Below are 22,602 nucleotides of genomic sequence, written 5' to 3' on the forward strand. Positions count from 1 at the left end.
AGCTGTATGCAGTGAAAGTTGCACGTACAGTTCTTAGGAGGGCGGCAGCTGGTAACAGGTGCCGCCTATCCGACTTGCTTAGGTGAACCCATGCCTAACCTGGAATTATTAGGGCAAAGCCGTGATCAATTAGGGTTGGGGGTATAACGACAATGGAAGCAATTCAATTAACCCCCGAGCAAGAACAAGCCTTAGCAACCGGTAAAATCCAGGTAGTAGGCCAAAATAAAATCTATTGGTTATGTGAGGCAGAGCTACACGAATTAAATCCCTTTATTCAATTATCAATAAAAGATGCCATTGCTCAGGCAGAAAACCTGAATTTTTTGCTGCAAACCCTGCTGGGTGAACAGGAAGCAGATGGCAATACGATTAATTATGCCGCAACGGATCGGGATGGGATGACCCTGGTTATTGATTATATTATGCGGCTGATGCATTTTTTAGCCATTAAACAATCGGCAGAGACAGTTACCTTTTAGCGTTACGTTTAAACTTTAATCCTACGTTTTTGTGTCAATCAATACCCAATAGCCCCACGGTTGTTGGGTATTTTATTCCTAGCCTTCGCGAATGATTTTTATGGCTTGTTACCGTCACTCTTCACCCCAATCACCTATTTCAATAGGCTCATGATGCTTCGTCACTCGGTAGCCGCCCCTAAAAACCCTACGCTTTGGCTATGTCAATTAACTGATAAATAAGTGCAATAGGAGTATGTAAATATTTACCTGTTTAGGTAAATATCAGTCAAAACAGGTATAAACAGGTAAAATTTTACATAGGTGCTTTTTTAAGCACAAAAGAAATAGTAAACAAGTGTCTTATAAGGCTGAAAAATAAACTGGGGATTATTTGGGATTTTTAAACGGGAAAGCCGAGGTTGTCGGCTTTCAAATAACCATCTCGGTGCGTTGGTCGAGATGAAAAAAGCTACCCTGGGTAAGGGTTGACACTCTGTTGACACACCCGTGATTTGGGGGATTTGTTAGTGCCTTATAACAGCAAGAGGGTTGTTCTTACTGCTATAAATATGGTGGGCCCACCAGGACTTGAACCTGGGACCTGCCGATTATGAGTCGGACGCTCTAACCAACTGAGCTATGGGCCCGGAATGGAGGCAGGATTATACCTAGATGGAAGTTGGTTGGCTATACCAAAATTGAAAAAAATAAAGGGGTTTTATTTGATTTGCTGATATGGATGAATATCGCTTAACAAACAGTCGGCTTTCACCCTAAGTCTAATAGCCTGATTAATTAATAGTTGTTACACAATAAGGTTTCGTTTTATTTACAACTGAAGCTCCCCCAGCAAGGGAGAGTTGTACTATTTTTAATGGTTAAGTGGATGTTTTTTAGGCAGAGGCTGAGATGTAATCTTCATCAATAAGAGTTGAATAATTGTTACTGTCTTTAAGAAGTGTGAATTATAAGACAGTTTCTAGTTACAACTAATAACAAAGCAAGTCTTTCATTACTTTGCCAGTTTAAGGAAGCAGATGTAGGCTTTATCATGAAGTGGAATAAACAAGCAGCTGTATTTAGCTTTTTTGTTAAACCTAGAAGGTGTTGCAGTATTACTATGCTTGCTATGTCGTTAAAAAATAGTGCTCAATATTTGCACCACGTTCATCAGAAGTAAAGGATAAGAAACATGGAGCTGTTGCTTCTTGTGGTAAGTGCTCAAAAGCATGAAATGGGTTCTGAGGCCAGCCGTTTGTTTCATACCTCAGGCGGTACAGTTGGTCGGTCTGCCAGCTGCGACTGGGTATTACCGGATAAACTGCGGCATCTTTCAGGTAAACACTTATCTATCAACTTTCATGACGGTGCTTTTTATCTAACTGATACCAGTACTAATGGTGTATTTATTAATGGTTCAACAGAGCCTCTTGGCCGTGGTAACCAATACCAATTGAGGCATGGTGATCGAATACAACTTTCTGACTATGAAATGGTGGTTGAGGTAAGAGACGACCCCCACCGTATACCAAGTAGCTTTGATAGAACAGAATTTAGTGGCGCAGGCTTTGATAATGACAACTTAATTGACTCCGCTGTTGATCAGGATCGCTTTGACCCAGTTTCGGCATTTGGAGATGACAAACCAGCTGAATCTTCTTCATTTGGTGGTTTTGGTGGGGATGATTTATTAAATGGCTTTGGTACTGGCGGCAGCCATGATCCTTATAAAGGCTTTTTAGGGGATGGTGACCTGCAAAAAGACCACGACTCTGTCATGGACTCATATTTTGAGCCACCCAAGCCTTTCGAAAGCCAATGGGATAACTTTAATGCCAGTTTAGATAATCCTCCACCTGAGCAAGCTGGTGAAGAGAAGCTTGAAAGCTTTTCTGCACTTGATCCAGACCCTTTTGATAAACCTCAGTCTGCTGATCAAAACCATCAAGATATATTGGCTGATTTTGGCGGAGCTACTGAGCAATCCCAAACCGAGCCACCAGCCGACTACTTTGCTGGCCTTCAACAAGACCAGAAAGAAAAGTCTACTGACAACTTACCTGCTGATCGTACAGATAGCCAAAAAGATTCGTTCCCAGACTTTTCTGAACTTCAGCCAACTTTGTCGGAGCCTCTCCAGCAAGCTGCTGAGCCAAAGCCAGAACCAGCAGACCAAGGGTTTTCATTTGATCCAGAACCAGATCAGCGGGAGGACGCAGCACCCAATAATGAAAACACAGGTCCGTGGGGGCAGCCACCTGCTCAAGGTACTATTGGGCAGTTAGAATCGGCAGATCAGCCTGCAGAAGGTGGTGGGTTTGGCCTTGATATGTTTGGCTTCAGTAGTGAGCCCGCGCAACCAGAAAGCTCAACCCAGGCAGAAAGCTTTAGCTCTAACGAGCCTGTGAATCCGTTTGAGTCATTTGAGGCTCCACCAACGCCTACAGAAAAGGCCCTACCAGATCAGCCAAAACCAAGTTTTCAGCCAGAGGCTGAGCTGTTTGATGTAGAACCACCGGTTAGTCACCCAGCAGAAACGCCGGCGGCAGTGCAACAGCCTTCATCACAACCAGCTGACCCACAGCCTCGCCATCAAGAGCCGGTGGTTAGACAGTATCACAGCCACAACCAGCCCCCAACACAGCCGGAACCTCCGCCACAAGCGGCAGTGCCTGAGGCTCCAGTGAAGATGGATAAAGCGTTTCTCATGCTGCTGGATGAGCTAGGGATAGACCCCAATACAGTTCCAGCTCAACAGCTTCAGGTATTACCCAGAATCATTGGACAAATTACTCGGAAAACTATCGGAGGGCTCATTCAATTATTGATGAGTAGAGCTAATCTGAAAAATGAGTTTCGGATGTCCGTTACCATGATTCAAACTCAAGAAAATAACCCATTAAAGTTTTGTGTAAATGAAGAGCAAGCTATAAAACAAATGTTGGTTAATCCTATGATGGGTTATCTTGGTCCTGTAGAGGCAGTAGAAGAAGCACTTAATGACTTTCAGGTGCATCAGTTAGCGGTTATGTCAGCAACCCGCTCAGCACTTAACTATATGTTAAAGCGGCTTGACCCTGAGCGGCTGGAGCAGAAATTTGAAGACTCAAGAAGTAAAGGTGTGGTGTTAGGTAATAAGCGTGCTCGTTACTGGGAAGCTTATAAAGAGTTTTATCAAGATATTCTAGAAGAAGAAAATGTTTTTCAATCTTTGTTTGGAAATGAGTTTGCCAATGCTTATGAAAAACAAGTGCAAGCCTATTTAAACGGTAAGAAAGGAGGTTAATAGTGACGCTTGCAATAATAAAGCACATAAGTGCAAAAACATGGTATATGCAGATTACTACAAAATGGTTAGGAAAGCGGCGGTTACGCGAGCGGTTAGGACAGCAGTTAGGAAAGTGGATAGGGCTGCTGACAGCAATATTATTGCTTAGCGCCTGTATGCCAACGAATGAAACCAAGCTGGATTTAAATTATATAGTGGCAGCAGATGTTAACCCCGACCATAACCAGCGCCCATCGCCCGTTGTTATACGACTGTTTGAGCTAACTACACCTAGCGTGTTTGAAAATGCTGACTTTTTTAGTTTGTACCAACAGCCCCAACAAGTGCTGAGTAGTAGCTTATTAAACCAGGAAGAACACGAGTTTAGCCCTGGTACCAATGTACAACATCGACTGTTGTTGCATCCTAATACTCATTTTGTTGCTGTTTTGGCTGCTTATCGAGATATTGAAAATGCGAACTGGCGGCTGGTTATACCGGTAAAGCCAAAAGAACGTAATAATGCAACTTTATTAATAAATCGGTTGAGTATTAATTTAACTCAATAGCATTCTGTCAGGAGACTATTGCAAAAACACTTAAGTTAATTTTTTCAACCCTCTGCTAGAGAGGCTGTCGCAAAAGTACTTCAAATTAAATCCCTTCTCCCCCATGAAGGAGAAGGTTAGGATGAGGGGGCCGCGTAGCGGTAGTTTTAAAGTAGTTATACCCTCACCCCAGCCCTCTCCCAAAGGGAGAGGGAGCTAAACTTTTGCAACACCCTCAGAGGGAGAGAAGGTAAAAGTAGGTTTTGCGATAGCCTCAAGAAGTTAAGGAATACATCCAATGCCCATGCAGGACAAAGTCATCTGGTCAGAAGGCATGTTTTTACGGCCGCAGCATTTTCAGCAGCACGACCGTTTTTATGATTTTCAATTAAAAGAGCGATTACGTAATAACTTAGCGTATAGCTGGGGAGTAAAAAACTTAAGTATCGATCAACAACATTTAGCGTTGGGGAAAATTGTTATCAACAGCTGTGATGGTGTGCTCCCAGATGGAACGCTTTTTTCCGTGCGAAATACGGCCAATGGTCAGTTGGCATTAGATGTGCCAGAAAATATCCAGGAAAAAATGGTTTATCTGGTTTGTCCATTGTCTTCAGTGGATGATATTGAAGCTGATCAGAATTCTGATGATAAGTTATTAGCTCGTTATACCCATAACCAAACCATAGTACACGACAGTAATGCCGGAGATGACACCATTGCCGAAATTAAAACCGGCCAGCTACGGCTTACGTTAAAACTTGAGGATGAGGTTGAAGGGGCTTATGTAAAATTGGGGGTGTGTAAAATTATAGAATCACGCCCTGATAAAAGTATTGTGCTGGATGAAGACTATATTCCACCTTGTATTGATATTAAAGCCATCCCCAAACTGGTTAGTTATTTAAGTGAAGTACAGGCGCTATTAAACCACCGTGGCGAAGCATTAGCAGCCAGGTTACAAGGGGCTGCCAAACAAGGCATGTCAGATATTGCAGATTTTTTAATGCTGCAATTGGTGAATAAAAGCGAGCCTTATTACAAACATGTTGCCAACTTAGACATACTTCATCCACAAACACTTTATACCCAGCTGGTGATGTTAGCGGGTGAGCTGGCTACCTTTACCACTAAACAAAAGCGGCCAACCGATTTTCCAGCTTATCAACATGACGACTTAGAAACTACTTTTATTAAAGTCATGGCAGATTTGCGTCAGTCGCTTAGTACGGTACTGGAACAAAATGCTGTGCGGCTTGATCTGCAAGATCGTGGTTATGGCGTGCGGGTGGCTACGGTTAATGATCGTAATTTATTCCGCTCTGCAGTGTTTGTATTGGCAGCAAAAGCCAGCGTGGCTAACGAATTAATTCGCAGCCGCTTCCCTTCACAGGTAAAAATTGGCACAGTCGAGCAAATTGAGCAGCTGGTTAAACTACAGTTGCCAGGTATTCGTATTTCACCACTAAACGTAGCTCCGCGGCAAATTCCTTACCATGCTGGTTTTTGCTATTTTCAGTTAGATCCACATTCCGATATCTGGCCAAGCATTGCTAAATCTGGTGGTTTTGCATTTCATGTAGCAGGAGATTTTCCTGGCTTGGAGTTAGAGTTCTGGGCAATTAAACAGCAGTAAAACAGAGGCATTGGCATGGATGGATTCGACGAGAATTCGGATAAAACAGTAGTAAACTTCAATCAGTCTGCTGGTCAACCAGTTAAGCCAACCCCTGGTCGTCGCAACCGGGGAATGGCTCCCCAGCCCATGGCGCCTTCTGGTCAGCCTGTCTACCAATCTCAACCAGCAACTTTTAGTGATGAGTGGCAGCAAGTAGTCAGTCGTGAGGTAACGGGGGTGAACCCGTTGGTTAATGCGGCTTCTCCATTAATTAATATGGGAGTTCGGCTGCGTAGCCAGGCACAAGAAAGCAATGTTGATCAACTGCGTGACATGCTTTGTCAGGAAATTAAAAACTTTGAAATGAAAGCCCGTCAGCAAAATATAGAAGAAAAAGTGGTGGGTGCCTCCCGTTATGTACTCTGCACTTATCTGGACGAAACAATTGCACTGACTCCTTGGGGAAGCCAGGCTCAGTGGAGCAAACGCAGCTTGCTGAGTATTTTTCATGGGGAAACCTGGGGTGGGGAAAAGTTTTTTGTGCTATTGGAAAGGCTGCGCACTGATGCCCATCGTAATCAAGACTTGCTTGAACTGATGTACATCCTGATCAGTTTGGGTTTTGAAGGTAAATTTCGGGTTCTCGACCGAGGCAATGTCAAACTGGAAGAGTTGCGTGATGACTTATACCGCCAGTTGCGTATGCTAAAGGGTGATCATGAAAGGGAGCTTTCTACTCAATGGCGAGGCATTCAAGATCGCCGTAATGTATTAATTCGGTTTGTACCCTTGTGGGTGGTAGCTGTTGTCGGTGCGGTTATTGTGTTGGGTATGTACTCAGGCTTTGCTTACTTCCTGAATAAAGAAACGGTGGCTTTGGAAGCTGGTTTTAAACCATTAGTAAAGGAAGGGCGGGTAATTCCTGAAGAAATTGAGCCTGAAGAAAAGACCCCTGAAAGCAAGACTGAAGCAAAAGCAACTGAGGAACAATCAGCGACAGCTGAAGATGATTTTACGCCAGAAGAATAACTTGATAACCCAAGGGCTGTATTGGTTATTTTAATGAGCTGTTTTTAATGGGCAGTTTTTAATGGATAGTATTTATGAAGCGATTCATAGAGTTTATTAAGCAGAAATGGGTAATCACCTTAATTGGGGTGATAGCCTTATGTATTTTAATTTGGTTTGTTGGCCCCTTAATTGCCATTGCTGAGAAAAAGCCATTGGCTGGTGAATTGACTCGCTTGCTAATCATTATGGCTATTTTGATTTTGTGGGGGCTTAATAATGTTCGGCTGTCGATGAAGGCAAAAAAAGAAAATAATGAATTTATTCAAGGTATTCAGGCCGATGCTGCTTCACAACAATTTGATATGGGGAATGAGTCGGAAGAAGAATTAGGCATTTTACAAGAGCGTTTTGCTGAAGCGCTGGAAGTATTGAAAAAAACAGAAAGAGGCAAAGGGCAGGGGCTTTATGAGTTGCCCTGGTACATCATTATTGGGCCGCCTGGTTGTGGAAAAACCACTGCGTTAGTGAATTCTGGGCTGGAATTTCCATTAGCTGAACGATTTGGTAAAGAAGCATTAAAAGGGATTGGAGGCACTCGTCATTGTGACTGGTGGTTTACTGATCAGGCAGTGCTGATTGATACAGCAGGTCGTTATACTACCCAAGACAGTCATGCCAGTGTTGATGCGACAGCCTGGTTGGGTTTTTTAGATATGCTGAAGAAAAATCGTCGCCGCCGTCCTATCAATGGCGTGGTGTTGGCGATTAGCTTGCAGGATTTAGCTGCACAAAGTGAAGTAGAAACAGCCGCCCATGTCAAAGCAGTGAAAGCCCGTTTACAAGAGCTAAATAAACGACTGGGAATGAAAATTCCAGTTTATCTCATGTTTACCAAGTGCGATTTGATTGCTGGCTTTAATGAGTTTTTTGAAGACTTAGGTCGTGAAGAACGCGCTCAGGTATGGGGAACCACTTTTCCCGAAAAAGATGAGTTTAATGTGCTTGAATCTTTTAACCAGGGATTTGATCAGCTTATTCAGCGGCTTGATGAGCAAATGCTGACAAAAATTCATCAGGAACGGGATGTTAATCGTCGAGGTAGGATTTTAACCTTTAGCCAACAAATACAACAGTTAAAGCCAGTTGTTAGTGATTTTATTGAAAAAGTTTTCTCTGGCTCACGTTTTCATGATAAACCTTATATACGTGGTTTTTATTTTACTAGTGGCACTCAGAATGTCACCATGATTGACCGTGTGGTAGATAGCTATGCCAACCAAATGGGGATGGCGGTGCAACCTAACGCAGCAGGAACAGGCAGAAGCTATTTTATAACTCGTTTGCTTAGCGATTTAATTTTTGCTGAAGCAGGTTTAGTTGGGCTTAATCGTCGTTATGAAGCAGGACGTTTATGGGTACAGCGGGCCTCATATGGCACAGTGCTTGGAACGGCTGCTTTAGGTGCTTTTGCCTGGTCTACCAGCTTTACCCAAAATGAACTGAAGTTAAATGATGTAGAAAATCAGTTAGAAGATTTTGGCAAAGGTAAAAAACAGCTTACCCGGCATTATGGTGAGGTAGATACAATACCGGTGATTTCTCCATTGCAAGAAGCCATTGAGGTATTTGATACAGATAATATTGCATTTACCGAAAGGTTAGGGCTATATCAGGGTAATCGAGTAAAGCCAGTTACCCGGCAGGCTTATTATAATCAGTTAGAAGAAGTGTATTTGCCCTCTGTTAAACGTCGTTTAGAAGAACAAATGCGCAGTGGATTTAATGAGCCAGAGTATTTATTGCTGGCCTTGAAAGCCTATTTGATGTTAGGCATGCCTGAGCGACGCAACGAAGATTTTATTAAAAACTGGATGGCACTGGATTGGGAGGCCACCTTGCCTGGTCAGGCTAAAGAGCAGAATACGCTTAAGGAATATTTAGATGATTTAATTGCAGGTGGTTTTGAGCCTATTGAGCTGGACAATGATTTAGTAGAAAGGGCTCGATATGAATTGCGTAAAATACCACTACCCGTGCAGGTTTATTCGCAAATTAAAAAAGATTATATCAAGCCTGATCGTTACCGTAGTTTTGAAGATGTGTTAGGTAAAGAAATTAATAAGGTATTTAAAAGTACTGACTATAAAATACCTAATCTGTACACCTATGATGGCTACTATCGTACCTTTAAACCAGAAAGCTTAAAATACTTAACTGAATTAGCAAAAGATAACTGGGTATTGGGTACATCAAAAACGGACTATAGCCCAGCTGATATTAAGCAGTTTCATGACCAAGTACAGGATCTGTATTTTAAAGACTATAACAAACACTGGGATACGGGCCTGAATCAACTGCGTTTACAGCCCTTTGCTAATTTAACAGAGGCTGCTAATCAGCTCAGCCAAATTACAGGCAGTTATTCACCATTTAGACAAGTGCTGGATGATGTTAAACAAAATACCCAGTTGTCTTTATTTACTTCAGGTAACTTAGATAAGCTAAAACAAGCTAATGAAGTAAAAAAAGCCGCTCGTATTCGCACACCTAAAGCTGATCGGCTAGCACGAGTTGCAGGTAAAGTCGCCAAAACCACCGATATCAAAACTGATGCAGTCAGTGGTGCCATTGCAACGCCAGTTGAAAAACATTTTCGAGATGTTAACCAGGTAAGTGACACAACGGGTAAGCGTGATAGTGAGCTAGATGGAATTATCGATGCATTAGCAGGCTTAAAAGGCTATGTCGCTTCCATTGCCCAAAGCAGTGATCCGGCAGAAGCCGCCTACAATGCAGCAAAAAGTAAAATTGGTGGCAGTGATGAGCATATTCGTAAAATTCGCACTATTGCTGCAACTACACCCGAGCCCATTAAGCATTGGTTAATGGATATTGCTGATCAAAGCTGGCGATTAATGATTGGTGGGGCCAATGGTTATTTGAATCAAATTTATGCTAATACGGTATTACCTTTGTATAAAAAAGGGTTAGATGGCCGATATCCTTTATTTGGTAAGAGCCAGCGTGAAGTTACTTTGCGCGATTTTTCTGAGTATTACCGTCCTGGTGGTGTAGAAGACAGCTTCTTCCAGCAATATATCAAGCCTTTTGTGAATACTCGCGGCCGTAATTGGAGCATTAAAAAGGTTGATGGCCAGTCGATCAGAATTAGTGGTCGGGCCTTAAAGCAGTTTGAAACATCCGATAAAATTCGTCGAGTATTTTTCCCTGATGGCTCTAAACAGCCCAATGTGAAGTTTGCGATGAAGCCTGTTTATCTGGATGCCAATATTGGTAAATTTCAACTGAATATTGATGGTCAGCGTTTGGTCTATCGACATGGACCACGAGTTCCAATACGACTAGTGTGGCCTGTTGATAATAGTTTAAATGAGTCTGGCATTATCTTTGAAGACTTAAATGGCTTACGGGTTGGATACAAAGAAAAAGGTATCTGGTCATTTTTTAGAATGATGGATCACTTTAGAGTATCTAATACCAATATTGCTGATCGTTTTAGAGTTTCTTATCAGTTGGATGGACGACGAGCAGATTATGAAATCTCAGCAAACAGCGTTATTAACCCGTTTAACAGCCGATTATTGAGAAGTTATCGAGCAGTAAACAGATTATAAGAAAGCAGAAAGTGGATTAGCTATGTTGTTAACAGGCTTTTATGGCAAGCTCCCCTCCCATGGGGACTTTATCTCCCGCCGGTTGCCGCGGGAGTTTTTAGATCATTGGGATGAGTGGCTACAAGGAGGGATTGCTCATAGCCAGAAAGTGCTAGCTGATCAGTGGCTGACGTTGTATTTAAATGCGCCGGTTTGGCGCTTTGTGCTGTCTGATGGAGTTTGTGGAGAGGGTATCTGGTATGGCGTCATTATCCCCAGCATGGATAAAGTGGGGCGTTATTTTCCTTTAACGTTTGCTGGGCATATTCAACAAAAAATCAGCCCCATGAAATTAATGGCAGAGTGTGGCTATTGGATAGAACGGTTGGAAGATATTGCTTATAGCGTATTAGATGATGACTTTGACTTAGAAACCATGGAGCAGGACCTCAATAAACTGGGAAACCCAACAATAAGGCAGGTGGATGATTTATTTACTGGTAGCTCTAGTACTAAAATGCACAGTCGTCCTCATTTACAGGTTGCGCTTGATGCAGGAAAAATCCGGCCTTTACAGGCAATGCCTGCTGTTACTGAGTATTTAATTAATAAACTCTTTAACAGCTACAGTTTTTGGTGGACTCAGGGTACTACTCAAATCCAGCCTGCTTTTTTATGTAGTGAAGGACTTCCAGCGTTACCAGCATTTACCAGCTTGCTAACTGGAATGTGGAATGAAGGAGGGTGGTTGAACTTAGGCACTGCAATAAGTCATACTGACTCAGCCACACTTATGGAGTAAAAAGACTTAATTATGCCTTGCAAGCTTCGTTTTCAGTCAGCGGCTGATACCCACCCAGGAAATGTGAGAGCAATTAATGAAGATGCTTATTACAGCGGTGAAGAAAATAATATTTGGGCAATCGCTGATGGAATGGGAGGGCATTATGCGGGTGATGTTGCCAGCCGTTTAATTGTTGAATCATTAGCAAAGTTGCCATTGGCCAACTCACTTGATGAAGGCATTGAGCAAATTGTCACATCGTTAAAAGAAGTCAATCGGCGATTACAGGAAGATATTACCATCAAGCCAGGTAACCATATTATTGGTAGCACGGTGGTTGTCGCCTTTTTATTTGAAAATGAATGTGCCTGTCTTTGGGCGGGTGATAGCCGACTTTATGTTTATCGTGGTGATAAAATATACCAAGTCAGCCATGATCACTCTGTCGTTCAGGAAATGGTGGATAATGGTATTATTTCAGCTGAAGAGGCTATTACTCATCCGCAGTCGAATGTAATTACTCGGGCAGTCGGTACTGAAACTGACCTGAAAGTAGATGTTAATGTTTTTGATTTAGAACCAGGTGATCGTTTGTTACTGTGCAGCGATGGATTGTATGGTGAGCTGCCTGCAATAGCAATTAAAGAAGCATTAGAGCATGAAACCCCTGAAGTGTGTGTGACAGCACTTATTGAGCAAACTATAGCTGGGCGAGCCAAAGATAATGTAACAGTGAGTGTAATTGACGTATATGAAGAAATGTCGATAGAGGATGAGTTTTAACAATAGTTTATAAATCATTTGGCATATTAAATATAAATTAGTAGCAAAAGACATGGCATCGGATAATAAAACGCAGCATAAAAAAATAAAACTAGGCAGTAAATATGAAGTACCAACGAATGGTGCCGATGCACAATCAACTGGCGAGCAGTCAGCAGATGAAGATAAAACCCAGTTGGTAGACAATGATAAAACCCAGTTAATCGATAGTGATAAAACACGATTGGTCGATGATGATAAAACTGTTGTAACTCACCCACCGCGTCAGCAAAATACAGTCAGCTCCACAAGTCAAACTGAAACTAAAGCAGTAGACAATAAAACAGAAGAAGATAAAACGGCAGATGATAAAGCAATCGTCACAGGCCAACATGCCACCATGGCTTCTCTAGCTAAAAGTAAACCTGCTGAGCAAAGCATGCCTGCACCACCAGATGATATTACTCAATTATCTGGTAGGCCTATTACCTCCAGGCCTCTGACTAATAGCAGCTTTCCAAGTGGTGGCCCTCGTCGCGCCTCCATTCGAGTTGGGTCGGAATTAAAAGAGCGCTTTGAACTGGTTAAGGTACTCGGCTCTGGTGGTATGGGGGTGGTGTATAAAGCACTGGATCGACGTAAACAGGAAGCCAATGATCGACAACCATATGTTGCAATCAAAGTATTAAATGAAGAATTCCGTCAGCATCCGGAGTCTCTGGTGGCTTTACAACGAGAGTCCAGTAAAGCTCAGGAACTAGCTCACCCCAATATTGCCACTGTTTATGATTTTGACCGAGAAAATGACGTGGTTTTTATGACCATGGAATGGCTGCAGGGTAAAGCATTGGATGAATTAATTCGGGAAGATTACCCAGATGGCATGCCTATGCAGAAAGTGCTTAAAATAGCCCGCAGTGTTGCCAGTGGACTGAGTTATGCTCATAAACGAGGTATTATTCATTCAGATTTCAAGCCCAGTAATGTATTTGTCCTGTCTGACGGCACTGCTAAAGTATTTGATTTTGGGATCGCCAGGGCAGCCTCTAACCAAGGTCATGGAGAAGGTGAACAGACGTTATTTGACGCAGGCCAATTAGGTGCATTAACGCCAGCTTATGCAAGTTTGGAAATGCTACTGGGAGATGAGCCAGATATTCGGGATGATTTATACGCCTTTGCTTGTGTTATTTATGAATGTATAACAGGCAAGCACCCTTTTAATAAACTATCAGCATTAAAGGCGCGGGAAGAAAAAAAACAGCCCGCTAAAATAAAACAACTCTCTAGTAATCAATGGAAAGCCTTAGCCTGTGCCTTAGCCTTTAGTAAAGAAAACCGACCTAAAACGGTAGAGGAATTTATAGCAACTTTTGCTGGTCAACCCAAACGAAAAGCATTGACTGTAGCTGGTGTGCTAGTTGCTTTAATATTAGGAGCAGCCCCTATTGGTTATAATATGGTTAAGTCAATTCTTGCCGATCAACGAGCAAATGAGGTTATTCGAGCTATACATCAATTGCCGTCAGAGCGGGCATTAGAAGCTTTTAGCTTAATTGAACAAGAGGAGCCAAATGTTCAGGAAAAAGTGATTGAAGAAGCAAAAACAACCATACTTGAGCTTTTAGAAGCCAATGCGATGCAGTATGTTACTGCAGCAAACCAGCGATTTGATTTTGCTGGGGCAAGAAATGTGATTTCTCAAGGTAAACGTTACTATCCTGACTCCGCCCAGCTGAATGCACTATTTGATAAGCTCCAAGCTCGCCAAGATCAGTTAATTAATAGTTTTTACCAAGAATTTAGCGCGTTGCTGGATGAAAATAAAATATACCCAAAAGAAAGTGAACGAGATGTATTGGATATAATTGCGGTGGTTCGCAAAATAGATCCTGAACATGCTATGTTATCTGATCGTCGACTAGCGATTGCGTATAGTGCAGCTGCTTCAGAAGCGATTCGTAAGGGTAAAATAGATTTAGCAGATAAAATTTTAGCAACAGCTATTTTGCTTTATCCAGAAGATAAACGATTAATTAATTTAGTTGATAACATCAAAGTGTTACGAAATCGGGATGTGCAAGTGGCCACTAGTGACTCGGTAAAAAATATTTTAGCGAGTAAGAGTATAGAAAATATTAAGGATGATATTGAGCAATTATTGCAAAAGCCTTTCAGTCATAGCAGCTGGAGTGTTGAGCTTGAGCAAAAATATGTAGCAGTCAAGTCAAAGTTAACCAATGGTGATGATTGGCTGATGGGGATTCAGCAGCAAATGGCTTTGGCCTATTTAGAGCACGCTAAGCAAATGCGCCAAGCACACCGTTATTCTGCTGCTCGAAATGATTTAAAAAAAGCTTATAATTTAGCCCCCAATTTATTTGGCTTATCTGACGAACAGGTAATTTTAAAAGCATCTGAAACTGCTTATAAAGCCGAATTAGAAGCCTCTAATCGAGCCGCACAGGTAAAAGCGCTAAAAACACAGTTTGCTATTCAGACGAAAGCAAGGGATGAAAAAGGTGCTGAGCGTTCGTATCAAAAATTACGTCGTTTGCTTGGAGCAAATGATAAATTTATGTTGAAAGATGCATTAGAGTATATGGCAAAACTGTATTATAACTTAGCCGAGCACCATGCCAAAGCAGGTGATAAAAAGCAGGCTATTCGGTTTATTAATAAGGGCTTGCAATATCACCCTAACAGCCGATTATTGCTTAAAACAAAAGAAAAATATCAATAAATAAAGCTGATTTTAAAAAAACTAAAAAGTACTAGTTGCTCTCTTCTCCCTACAATAGGGGCTTTTAGCTCTTTATTTCTTAGAGACTGTCGCGAAAGGGGAGGTAGAACTATAGCGCCAACCTCCCCCTTTGGAAAAGGGGGATCGAGGGGGATTTTTATAAGCAAATAAAGTCAAAAGCTACGTTCACTTTAAATCCCCCCTAGCCCCCCTTTATCAAAGGGGGGGAGCAGCTTTTGCAAAAGGGCTGGGGTATTTAAACTATGGCACTATCCCCGTCTGCTGGGTAATCCAGCTATTATAGCTATGGGTTTTGGTAAATACACTGGTGCTTGCGCATCTTTCTCCCCAACTAACCGTACCTATACTATAGACGTTGCCTTTATAGGAGGTAACAAAAGGGCCACCACTGTCACCATTACAAGCTGATGGATAAGAATACCCGGCACAAATTGCTGAGTTTGGTACTGGGAAGTTAAGCTGTTGTTGACAGGCTTGGTTAGAAATAACCTGTAACTGAGCAGCTAATAATTGATCGCTGCCACGGCCGCCATGATAGGTTGCTCCCCATCCAGAAACGGTCCCAGACTGGCCTACAGATGCCGTATTATTCATGACTTCATCGGTTGGAAGTTTCGCGGGTGTGTAACGTGAATCGGCAGGATAAGATAAACGCAGCAAACCAATATCCCAACCACTACGAATGTTTTGAGCTCCCATCCAGTAAGGATGAATAATAATTTGACTGACAGGAATGGTTTGACCTTCTTTAGTACTAACCCGTGTTGCCCCAACTCGAACGGTTAAGTTATAGATATTAGCTTGATCAATGCAGTGGGCTGCAGTTAAAACCCAATAAGGGTCAATTAAGGTACCACCACATCCTTGTTGCCCATTCATGAGCAGCATAGCTTGATAAGGACTAGCTGCTGCTGATGTGGGAGAACCTCCAACAATAGTAGGTGGGCTTCGGTCAGGTTGGCTAAAACTTGTTTCAGCAAGTATTGGTTTTGCTGTGGAAAGAACCAATAAACAAGAAGACAAATAAATGTAAGACCGTAAGGTTATTCTTTTCATTATATTTTCCTTTTTATTTTTATTATTGCTCTGGTTAGTCAGGCTTATTACACAACTTATTACAACAAGATTGTTAGACTGGCAGTATATAGAGAGCCTAAAAATAAATGGCGTTGATTAGTTGATTTTACTGGCTGCTGTGTAAACGTAGTTAGTTATATAATAAAAAACATTGTTATGAATGATAAATGTTTGACTGTGTAGACTAAAGCTTATCTGATTAAATCTATAAGAATCAAAAAATGACTATTTTAGTTGACGTTTTGTAAAGAATGTAAAATTTCATTTTGCTTATGAATTATTTTAAAAAGGTGCTTTTGTAAGATTTTTATCCGGTTAGTTAAATAAACAATAAAACAGCACAAACTTAATTTAAATTGTTAATTTATTAAATAGATGAGGGGTTGCATGCAATCTTTTTTCAGAGTGATAACACAAACCAGTGCTGATAACTTTTGATGTGGCGCTCTTCCTGATGGCGTCTACACTGTTATTCAACCATTGTCGGTGCAGTCGCTATTTCATTCACTTTGGTATTGGTTAAACTTTGACTAAATTGGTTTGCCTTGACTAAGTAGCTAATAGGGGCTGTGTGATTTTTAATGATTAGAGGTGCCCTCTAAGTTAGCTGTATTGAAAGGTAATAGACTATGCCAACTCCCGCGTATATGACCATTGAAGGCGAAAAGCAAGGCTTAATCACAGCAGGTACCTTCACTGAGGACTCAGTGGGGAATATTTATCAAGAAGGCCATGAAGATCAGATTTTGGTTGAAGCGTTTCGTCATGATGTCATCTTACCCCGTGATCCTCAAAGCGGTCAGCCAACTGGCCAACGGGTTCACCAACCGTTAGTGATTACTAAAGTGTTCGATAAAAGCTCTCCTTTACTTTATAACGCGTTGACCAGCGGTGAAAAATTGCCCAAATGTAAGATCGATTGGTATCGTACTTCTGCCCAAGGCACGCAGGAGCATTATTTTACTATAGAGTTAGAGGATGCCATCATTGTGGCAATCAATGCTTCAATGCCAAACTGCCAAGACCCAGGTGTGGCACACTTTACCCATCTTGAAGATATTCATTTTACTTATCGGAAGATTACCTGGACTCATGAGGTGTGTGGTACTGAAGGACATGATGATTGGCGGGTATTAAAAACCTAAAATTGAGGGGTATCATTCGGGCTACATAAACAATAACGAACACGCCGCAAGTCCCTCCCTGGATGCTCTAATCGGCATCCATGCCTCATAAGGTTCTGTATTGTTCATCTAGCCCTTTTGAGTAAGGGAGGAGGCGAGGGAGCAAAAAGGACTAGAAGCAACTCGCGGTTTGGCTGATGGCTCTCATATAATTACTCGCCAGTTGTTGCTTGTCTCTCGCGGAGGCTTGAATAATCCTTCCTACTAACTGGTCTTGTCTGCCGCTAAATAGACTGGATACATCTCTTACTGCTGAACTGACATAATCATCTAAGTCCCACACCCCTGCTTTTGATTGATTGCTAAGGCTTAGGCTATCTAACAAATTAAGCTGCAGTTGTTGATCGTGATAAACTAAAATCTGTTTTGCGCCTGATTCAATCAAACTAAACCGATGGTTGCCACAGTGTTTGGGAAACTGGTAACTACAGAAGGTTTGTTGAGTACTGCCGCGATTAAGCTGCAAGGGCTGACTTAGCTGCTGTTTGGTACAATGTACAGCAACCGTTTTAGAAATTTTGTTAATTGTATAAGAGGATGGCCTGTCATTAAAAGGCTGACGAGTTGCACTGCTTGGAGGTGGGCGACGACTAGTAGTCGGTTCGCGGTAACCAGGTGCTGATTGACCAGGCCTGATGTAATGTACATCACTTTCAGTACGTTGCAGAGGCTGAGTTTCTGGTTGGGAGCTGGCGGGTTGTGGTTGTCTGGTTGGCGTGGGCTTTTTTGTTTGAACTACCACGTTAGCAGGTTCAGATGCACCAACAGGGCGGTAGCTTTTAGAGCCTGTACCACAGCCACTGATAACAATGGATAACAAGCCAACAGTTAAGTAATGCGTTGTGATATTAAAGGCAGTGTTCATCAGTCTTTCCAATACGTATAAAGCTTGATCAGATACAACAGTTTCTCATTGTGCTTTTTTCTAACTTAAGTGTAACGCATAGGGATGGTAGCATAAGGCAAGAATATCTGGCAGGCGAAGTATTTTCTATGGGAACTTGTTGAGATTAAGGTAATAGCTAAACATGTTATTACAATAGTAAAGTGATGATCACAATAAGCTAAATGAGACTACAATAAAGCGTAAACAAGTAAAAAGTGATAATCGAAAAGTGGCTTGAAAAACCCTATAAGTCAAATGAAAAGGCGATCAGGCAAATACACCCTATAAGTTGGGTTTTTCGGTGAGGTGGTCTCCTTACTGATAAGGAAAGAGTAATGGCATTAGCAGCAAACGAAAGTATTTTTAGTATTCAGGTAGCCAGTTTAAAGGATTGCCGTGTTGTTCAGTTTTCAGGCGAAGAGGATATCTCAGGGTTGTTCAACTTCACCATTGAAGTAGTCAGTGCTGACAAAAATATTGATGGTGATGAGCTTGTGGGCAAACCGGGGTTAATGGTAATTCAAGATCCAGATAGCCCCCGTTTTATTCATGGTGAAGTTGCTTCGTTTTCACATATGTATTGGGGGCAAAAGCTTACCCATTATCAGCTGGTGCTTGTTCCTAAATTTTGGTTTTTACAGCACCGTATTGGTACTCGAATTTTTCAAAACTTATCAGTACCCGAAATTATTAAGAAAGTGTTGGATGAAGCTAACATAACTGAAGAGCATTATCAGTTGAAGTTGACAGGTAATTATCAACCCAGAGTTTACACCCTGCAATATAATGAAAGTGAGTATGATTTTTTATGCCGTTTAATGGAAGAGGAGGGGATTCATTATCACTTTGAACACTCAGAAGATAAGCATGTAATGATAATGGGGGATGCTAAGCCCGTTTTTCAAAAAATTCCATTGGAACAGCTGGAGTACCACCCCAGATCCGGGTTGATGGCAGAGACGGATGTTTCCTTTACTTTTTGGAATCAGGAAAAAACAGTGCCAGGCAAAGTAGTCACTCGTGACTATAACTTTGAAAAGCCAAAAATGACTTTGGAAGTTGAGCAAGCTGGTGAAAAACTTAGTGAGTTACAACAGTTTTATTTCCCTGGCAATTATACTGAACAAGCTGATGGTCAGCGTTATGCAAAAATAAAAACAGAAGCACATGAAGCACAACGTTATGCGGTAGGAGGGGTGAGTAATAGCTGTCGTTTAATACCTGGCTACATATTTGCCTTAACAAGCTATGAGCGAGAAGAATTCAATAAAGAATATTTGGTTAAAAAAGTCAGCCACACTGGATATCAAACTCAGTCACTTGATAGTGCCAGTGGTGATCAAGGTAGTAGTTATAGTAATGAATATTTTGCAATAGTGGCGGATACCCCGTTTCGTCCGCAAGGAGAACAGCCTTTAGTTATTCCCATTGATGGTACGCAAACAGCATTTGTAACAGGCCCTGCTGGTGAAGAAATTTATACCGATGAATATGGCCGTATTAAAGTCCAGTTTCATTGGGATAGAGAAGGCCAGCAAGATGAAAAAACTTCTTGTTGGATTCGAGTTAACCAAGACTGGGCGGGTGGTGAATGGGGAGCTTTTAAATTACCTAGAATAGGGCATGAAGTGATTATTGATTATATCGATGGAGACCCTAACCGACCACTCGTCATGGGGTCAGTTTATAATGGCGAGAGTATGCCCCCCTACGAATTGCCGGAACATAAAACCCGAAGTACCACTAAAACCAACAGCTCATTAGGTGGCGAGGGGTTTAATGAAATTCGGTTTGAAGATAAAAAAGGGCAAGAGCAGGTGTTCATCCATGCAGAAAAAGACATGGATATCCGGGTTAAAAATGACCGTCGTGATCATGTTGAGGTGGACCGGCATTTAATTGTTGAAAAAGATCGCTTTGAGCACATAAAAGCAGACAGTCATCATCAGGTGGATGTGAGTCAGTTTAATAAAGTGGCACAGAAAGTATCAGAAACTATTGGGCAAAGCCGTCAACTCAAAGTTGGCAATAATTATCTGGAAGAAGCTGGCTCAGAAGTGCACTTTAAAAGTGGCCAGAAAACAGTGCTTGATGCTGCAATGGAATTAACGGTTAAAGCCGGTGGCTCATTTATTAAATTTGATCCATCAGGGGTTACCTTAAGTGGACCGACTGTGAGTTTAAATAGTGGTGGCTCTCCAGGAAAAGGCACTAATGCTTCCCCTGATACACCGACAACGGCTGTAGAAGCTGATAAAGATATCAGCGGACAAAAATTTACCCCAACACCACCCCAAGCACCTGCTGAAGGTAAAGGAATTGAGTTTGCCGATATGGCTCAACAAATTGCGTTGGCTGATGCTATGACGAATGCTAAAGCATTGGTACAAAACTGTAATAAGGCTTAGGTATACCCTTCACGAATGATTTCTAGATTTTGTTATGACCACCATGGATGGCGGGAATGCAGTTAATGCAGGAGCATTTAACTGTCTTCATTCCTCGCCCCAATCACCTATTATTTATAGGCTCATGGGGCCTCGTCATTTGATGGCCGCACCTAAAAACCATTCGTATTGGGTATACATAAAAATATAATGCTAAGGATGATTGAATGATCCCATGTGATGATATAAAAACAGCCATTGAAGTTCAGTTGGATCAAAATGAAAACCTGGCCATTTATATATTGTTTGATCCTGCTGCCAGTGAGTCACTCCCTGGCGAGCTGTTTTTAAAAGAGGAGCAACCAGATTACCACTTGTTGTTTATGGAAACTGAGTTTTCCAAGCTGGTAGATGCCTCACCTTATTTAGTTAACGTTTCCTTTGAAAGCTCGTTTTTAGAATGGTGTATTGAACAAGCAGAGGCCGCTAATAATCATTTATTCCCTATAATTTATTTGTCTTCACACTCAATTGAAAACCAGTTAACTCACTGGCGAAGTCTACTTAAAGTAAATACCCCAGAAGGAGAAGCGATGTTATTTCGCTTTGCTGATCCACGTATTTTATTTACTTATTTAGGTGCCAGCAAGCCAGAGCAACAGCAGCTACTCTTAGGCCCAGTTGAAGCGTTATATATTCAGGCGGAAGCCAATACCTGGTTTAACCTGAATAATGTCGCTGGGGCTGATTTTCAATTAAATCCAGAGCTAACCATGCCTTGGTTAAAACTGACTAATCAGCAAATCGAAGCATTTGAGATTCAGGCTCAATTAAATTTATCCTGGCAAATTGTTCAGCATTTAAAAGAACAACACATGGATTTAGTTGAAGAACAAACTGATCATGATCTACAAGAAATGACTTATAAAGGGCTACAAAAAGCTGCTAAATATGGACTAACGGATGAGGTGGACTTAATTAGCTTTGTAGTGATGATGTTTGTGGTTGCCCCTAATTTTGCAGAACAGCCTGCCATTAAGGCCAGGCTTACTGATGAGTCCATTCCTGAAGATGAGCGGTTTGAATATATGGTAGAAAGCACGACAGAAGAGGAGTGGGAGGCGGCAGTGGAAGCCTATGATATTGAAGCATGGGATTAAATAGCATTTTTAGTCCCTTCTCCCCAGTGAGGGTGTTCTGAAGCTGCTGCAAGAAATAGCTGGGTTAGAGTTATGGCACAATCCAGCTTCCCCCTTTGAAAAAGGGGGATTGAGGGGGATTTTTACAAGCAAATAAAGCGGAGATGGCTCAAAACCACGATCACTTTAAATCCCCCCTAGCCCCCCTTTATTAAAGGGGGGAACAGCTTTTGCGACACTTCTTTGGGAGAGGGTTAGGGGGAGAGTAGTAATAAAATGAATGTTAAACTAGCACTTGCCAATGCTGAAAAGGAATTAGCGAAATTAGAAAAAGCCAAAGCTTCTGAAATGGCGATTGCTGCTGTGGATGTGGCTGGTTTGATAGACCCAACCCCGGCCTCTGACTTGGTGGGAGCGGGGATGAGTTTTGCCCGTGGGGATTTTTTAGGTGGTGCTTTATCGTTGGTGTCCGTTATCCCATATGTGGGAGATGCAATTGCTAAGCCGTTAAAAGCAGGACGTACGGCGAGTAAAGTATTAAAAATTGGCAAGAAAATTGCCAAAATGCGTGCCCGAATTAAACAGCTAAAAAAACTAGAAAAAGTAGCAGAAATTGCTGCGCAAAAAGCGGGTAAAGTAATTGGGCAAGTTTCTGATCAGGTAGGTAATTTGGCCGGGCAGGTTGGCAAGGTTGCTAATCAAGCCGAACAAGCTGTAGGAAAAGCAGCCAGTAAAATGAGTGGCATGGTGGGCGATGCTTTGGGTAAAGTCAAAGGCCAATTCAAAAAGCAGAAAAAAGGCAAATGTGAATCCTGTGACTTTAGCGCTAAGCAATCTAAACAACAAAAAGCCGCTGCAGCCAAGCAAAAACCTGAAGTAAAAACCAATAAAGCCTCAGGTGAAAATGGTAATGGCCAAAAAGTCCCTAGCAATGATAAAACCTGCACCAATGGCTGCCCAATCAGTATGGTGGCAGGTGAAGAGTTGCTTGAACAAACGGATTTTGTCTTAAGTGGGCTATTATCATTTAGTTGGAATCGCACCTACCGCACCAGTAATAATAAAGCGGCCGAATTAGGCACAGGCTGGACCACCC

Annotated in this window: 16 protein-coding genes and 1 tRNA gene; 14 read left to right on the plus strand and 3 right to left on the minus strand. The window is 41.9% G+C overall.

Going from position 1 to position 22,602, the window contains the following annotated elements; translation table 11 throughout:
• Positions 1–18: 18 nt before the first annotated feature.
• Positions 19–147 carry a hypothetical protein gene (locus tag ORQ98_RS26170; protein WP_274691776.1) on the plus strand — a complete coding sequence of 43 codons (129 nt, stop codon included), beginning with the start codon at positions 19–21 and terminating at the stop codon, positions 145–147.
• Positions 148–152: 5 nt separating this feature from the next.
• Positions 153–482, plus strand: coding sequence for a hypothetical protein (locus ORQ98_RS26175; protein WP_274691777.1), 330 nt, complete (start codon positions 153–155; stop codon positions 480–482).
• Positions 483–1,034: 552 nt separating this feature from the next.
• On the opposite strand, the gene ORQ98_RS26180 is transcribed toward ORQ98_RS26175, so the two are convergent.
• A tRNA-Ile gene (locus ORQ98_RS26180) sits at positions 1,035–1,111 on the minus strand.
• Between the two features lie 545 nt (positions 1,112–1,656).
• Between ORQ98_RS26180 and tagH the strand changes: the two genes are divergently transcribed.
• The 8 genes from tagH to ORQ98_RS26220 all read left to right on the plus strand — a co-directional run bounded on the left by tagH (position 1,657) and on the right by ORQ98_RS26220 (position 14,812).
• On the plus strand, positions 1,657–3,750 hold the full coding sequence (gene tagH / locus ORQ98_RS26185; RefSeq protein ID WP_274691778.1) for a type VI secretion system-associated FHA domain protein TagH: 2,094 nt from the start codon (positions 1,657–1,659) through the stop codon (positions 3,748–3,750).
• Positions 3,751–3,752: 2 nt separating this feature from the next.
• Entirely contained in the window at positions 3,753–4,301 is a 549-nt protein-coding gene (gene tssJ, locus ORQ98_RS26190) for a type VI secretion system lipoprotein TssJ (RefSeq protein ID WP_274691779.1), read from the plus strand.
• Between the two features lie 277 nt (positions 4,302–4,578).
• A complete protein-coding gene (gene tssK, locus ORQ98_RS26195) occupies positions 4,579–5,916 on the plus strand; it encodes a type VI secretion system baseplate subunit TssK (protein WP_274691780.1) in 1,338 nt (445 codons plus the stop codon).
• Between the two features lie 15 nt (positions 5,917–5,931).
• Positions 5,932–6,927 (plus strand): type IVB secretion system protein IcmH/DotU, encoded by a 996-nt coding sequence (gene icmH, locus ORQ98_RS26200; protein ID WP_274691781.1) that lies wholly within the window; start codon positions 5,932–5,934, stop codon positions 6,925–6,927.
• Positions 6,928–7,001: 74 nt separating this feature from the next.
• A complete protein-coding gene (gene tssM / locus ORQ98_RS26205) occupies positions 7,002–10,544 on the plus strand; it encodes a type VI secretion system membrane subunit TssM (protein WP_274691782.1) in 3,543 nt (1,180 codons plus the stop codon).
• A gap of 22 nt (positions 10,545–10,566) precedes the next feature.
• On the plus strand, positions 10,567–11,325 hold the full coding sequence (gene tagF, locus ORQ98_RS26210) for a type VI secretion system-associated protein TagF (protein WP_274691783.1): 759 nt from the start codon (positions 10,567–10,569) through the stop codon (positions 11,323–11,325).
• A gap of 12 nt (positions 11,326–11,337) precedes the next feature.
• Positions 11,338–12,090, plus strand: coding sequence for a PP2C family protein-serine/threonine phosphatase (locus tag ORQ98_RS26215; protein ID WP_274691784.1), 753 nt, complete (start codon positions 11,338–11,340; stop codon positions 12,088–12,090).
• A gap of 52 nt (positions 12,091–12,142) precedes the next feature.
• Positions 12,143–14,812, plus strand: a complete 2,670-nt coding sequence (locus tag ORQ98_RS26220) for a serine/threonine-protein kinase (protein ID WP_274691785.1) — start codon at positions 12,143–12,145, stop codon at positions 14,810–14,812.
• A 261-nt stretch (positions 14,813–15,073) separates the two neighbouring features.
• On the opposite strand, the gene ORQ98_RS26225 is transcribed toward ORQ98_RS26220, so the two are convergent.
• A complete protein-coding gene (locus tag ORQ98_RS26225; protein WP_274691786.1) occupies positions 15,074–15,889 on the minus strand; it encodes a serine protease in 816 nt (271 codons plus the stop codon).
• A gap of 650 nt (positions 15,890–16,539) precedes the next feature.
• Between ORQ98_RS26225 and ORQ98_RS26230 the strand changes: the two genes are divergently transcribed.
• The gene (locus ORQ98_RS26230; RefSeq protein WP_180571062.1) at positions 16,540–17,055 is read left to right on the plus strand and encodes an Hcp family type VI secretion system effector; all 516 of its coding nucleotides are present in this window, start codon (positions 16,540–16,542) and stop codon (positions 17,053–17,055) included.
• 151 nt (positions 17,056–17,206) lie between these two features.
• On the opposite strand, the gene ORQ98_RS26235 is transcribed toward ORQ98_RS26230, so the two are convergent.
• Positions 17,207–17,959: a hypothetical protein gene (locus ORQ98_RS26235; RefSeq protein ID WP_274691787.1), complete on the minus strand. Its 753-nt coding sequence runs from the start codon at positions 17,957–17,959 to the stop codon at positions 17,207–17,209.
• Between the two features lie 356 nt (positions 17,960–18,315).
• Here ORQ98_RS26235 and ORQ98_RS26240 point away from each other — a divergent pair, with 356 nt between their 5' ends.
• From ORQ98_RS26240 to ORQ98_RS26250, 3 genes are all read left to right on the plus strand, one after another.
• The gene (locus ORQ98_RS26240) at positions 18,316–20,388 is read left to right on the plus strand and encodes a type VI secretion system Vgr family protein (protein ID WP_274691788.1); all 2,073 of its coding nucleotides are present in this window, start codon (positions 18,316–18,318) and stop codon (positions 20,386–20,388) included.
• Between the two features lie 206 nt (positions 20,389–20,594).
• A complete protein-coding gene (locus tag ORQ98_RS26245) occupies positions 20,595–21,527 on the plus strand; it encodes a DUF4123 domain-containing protein (RefSeq protein ID WP_274691789.1) in 933 nt (310 codons plus the stop codon).
• A gap of 255 nt (positions 21,528–21,782) precedes the next feature.
• A partial coding sequence (locus tag ORQ98_RS26250) for a DUF6531 domain-containing protein (protein ID WP_274691790.1) occupies positions 21,783–22,602 on the plus strand: 820 nt, incomplete at its 3' end.

Source organism: Spartinivicinus poritis, assembly GCF_028858535.1.
Classification (GTDB): domain Bacteria; phylum Pseudomonadota; class Gammaproteobacteria; order Pseudomonadales; family Zooshikellaceae; genus Spartinivicinus; species Spartinivicinus poritis.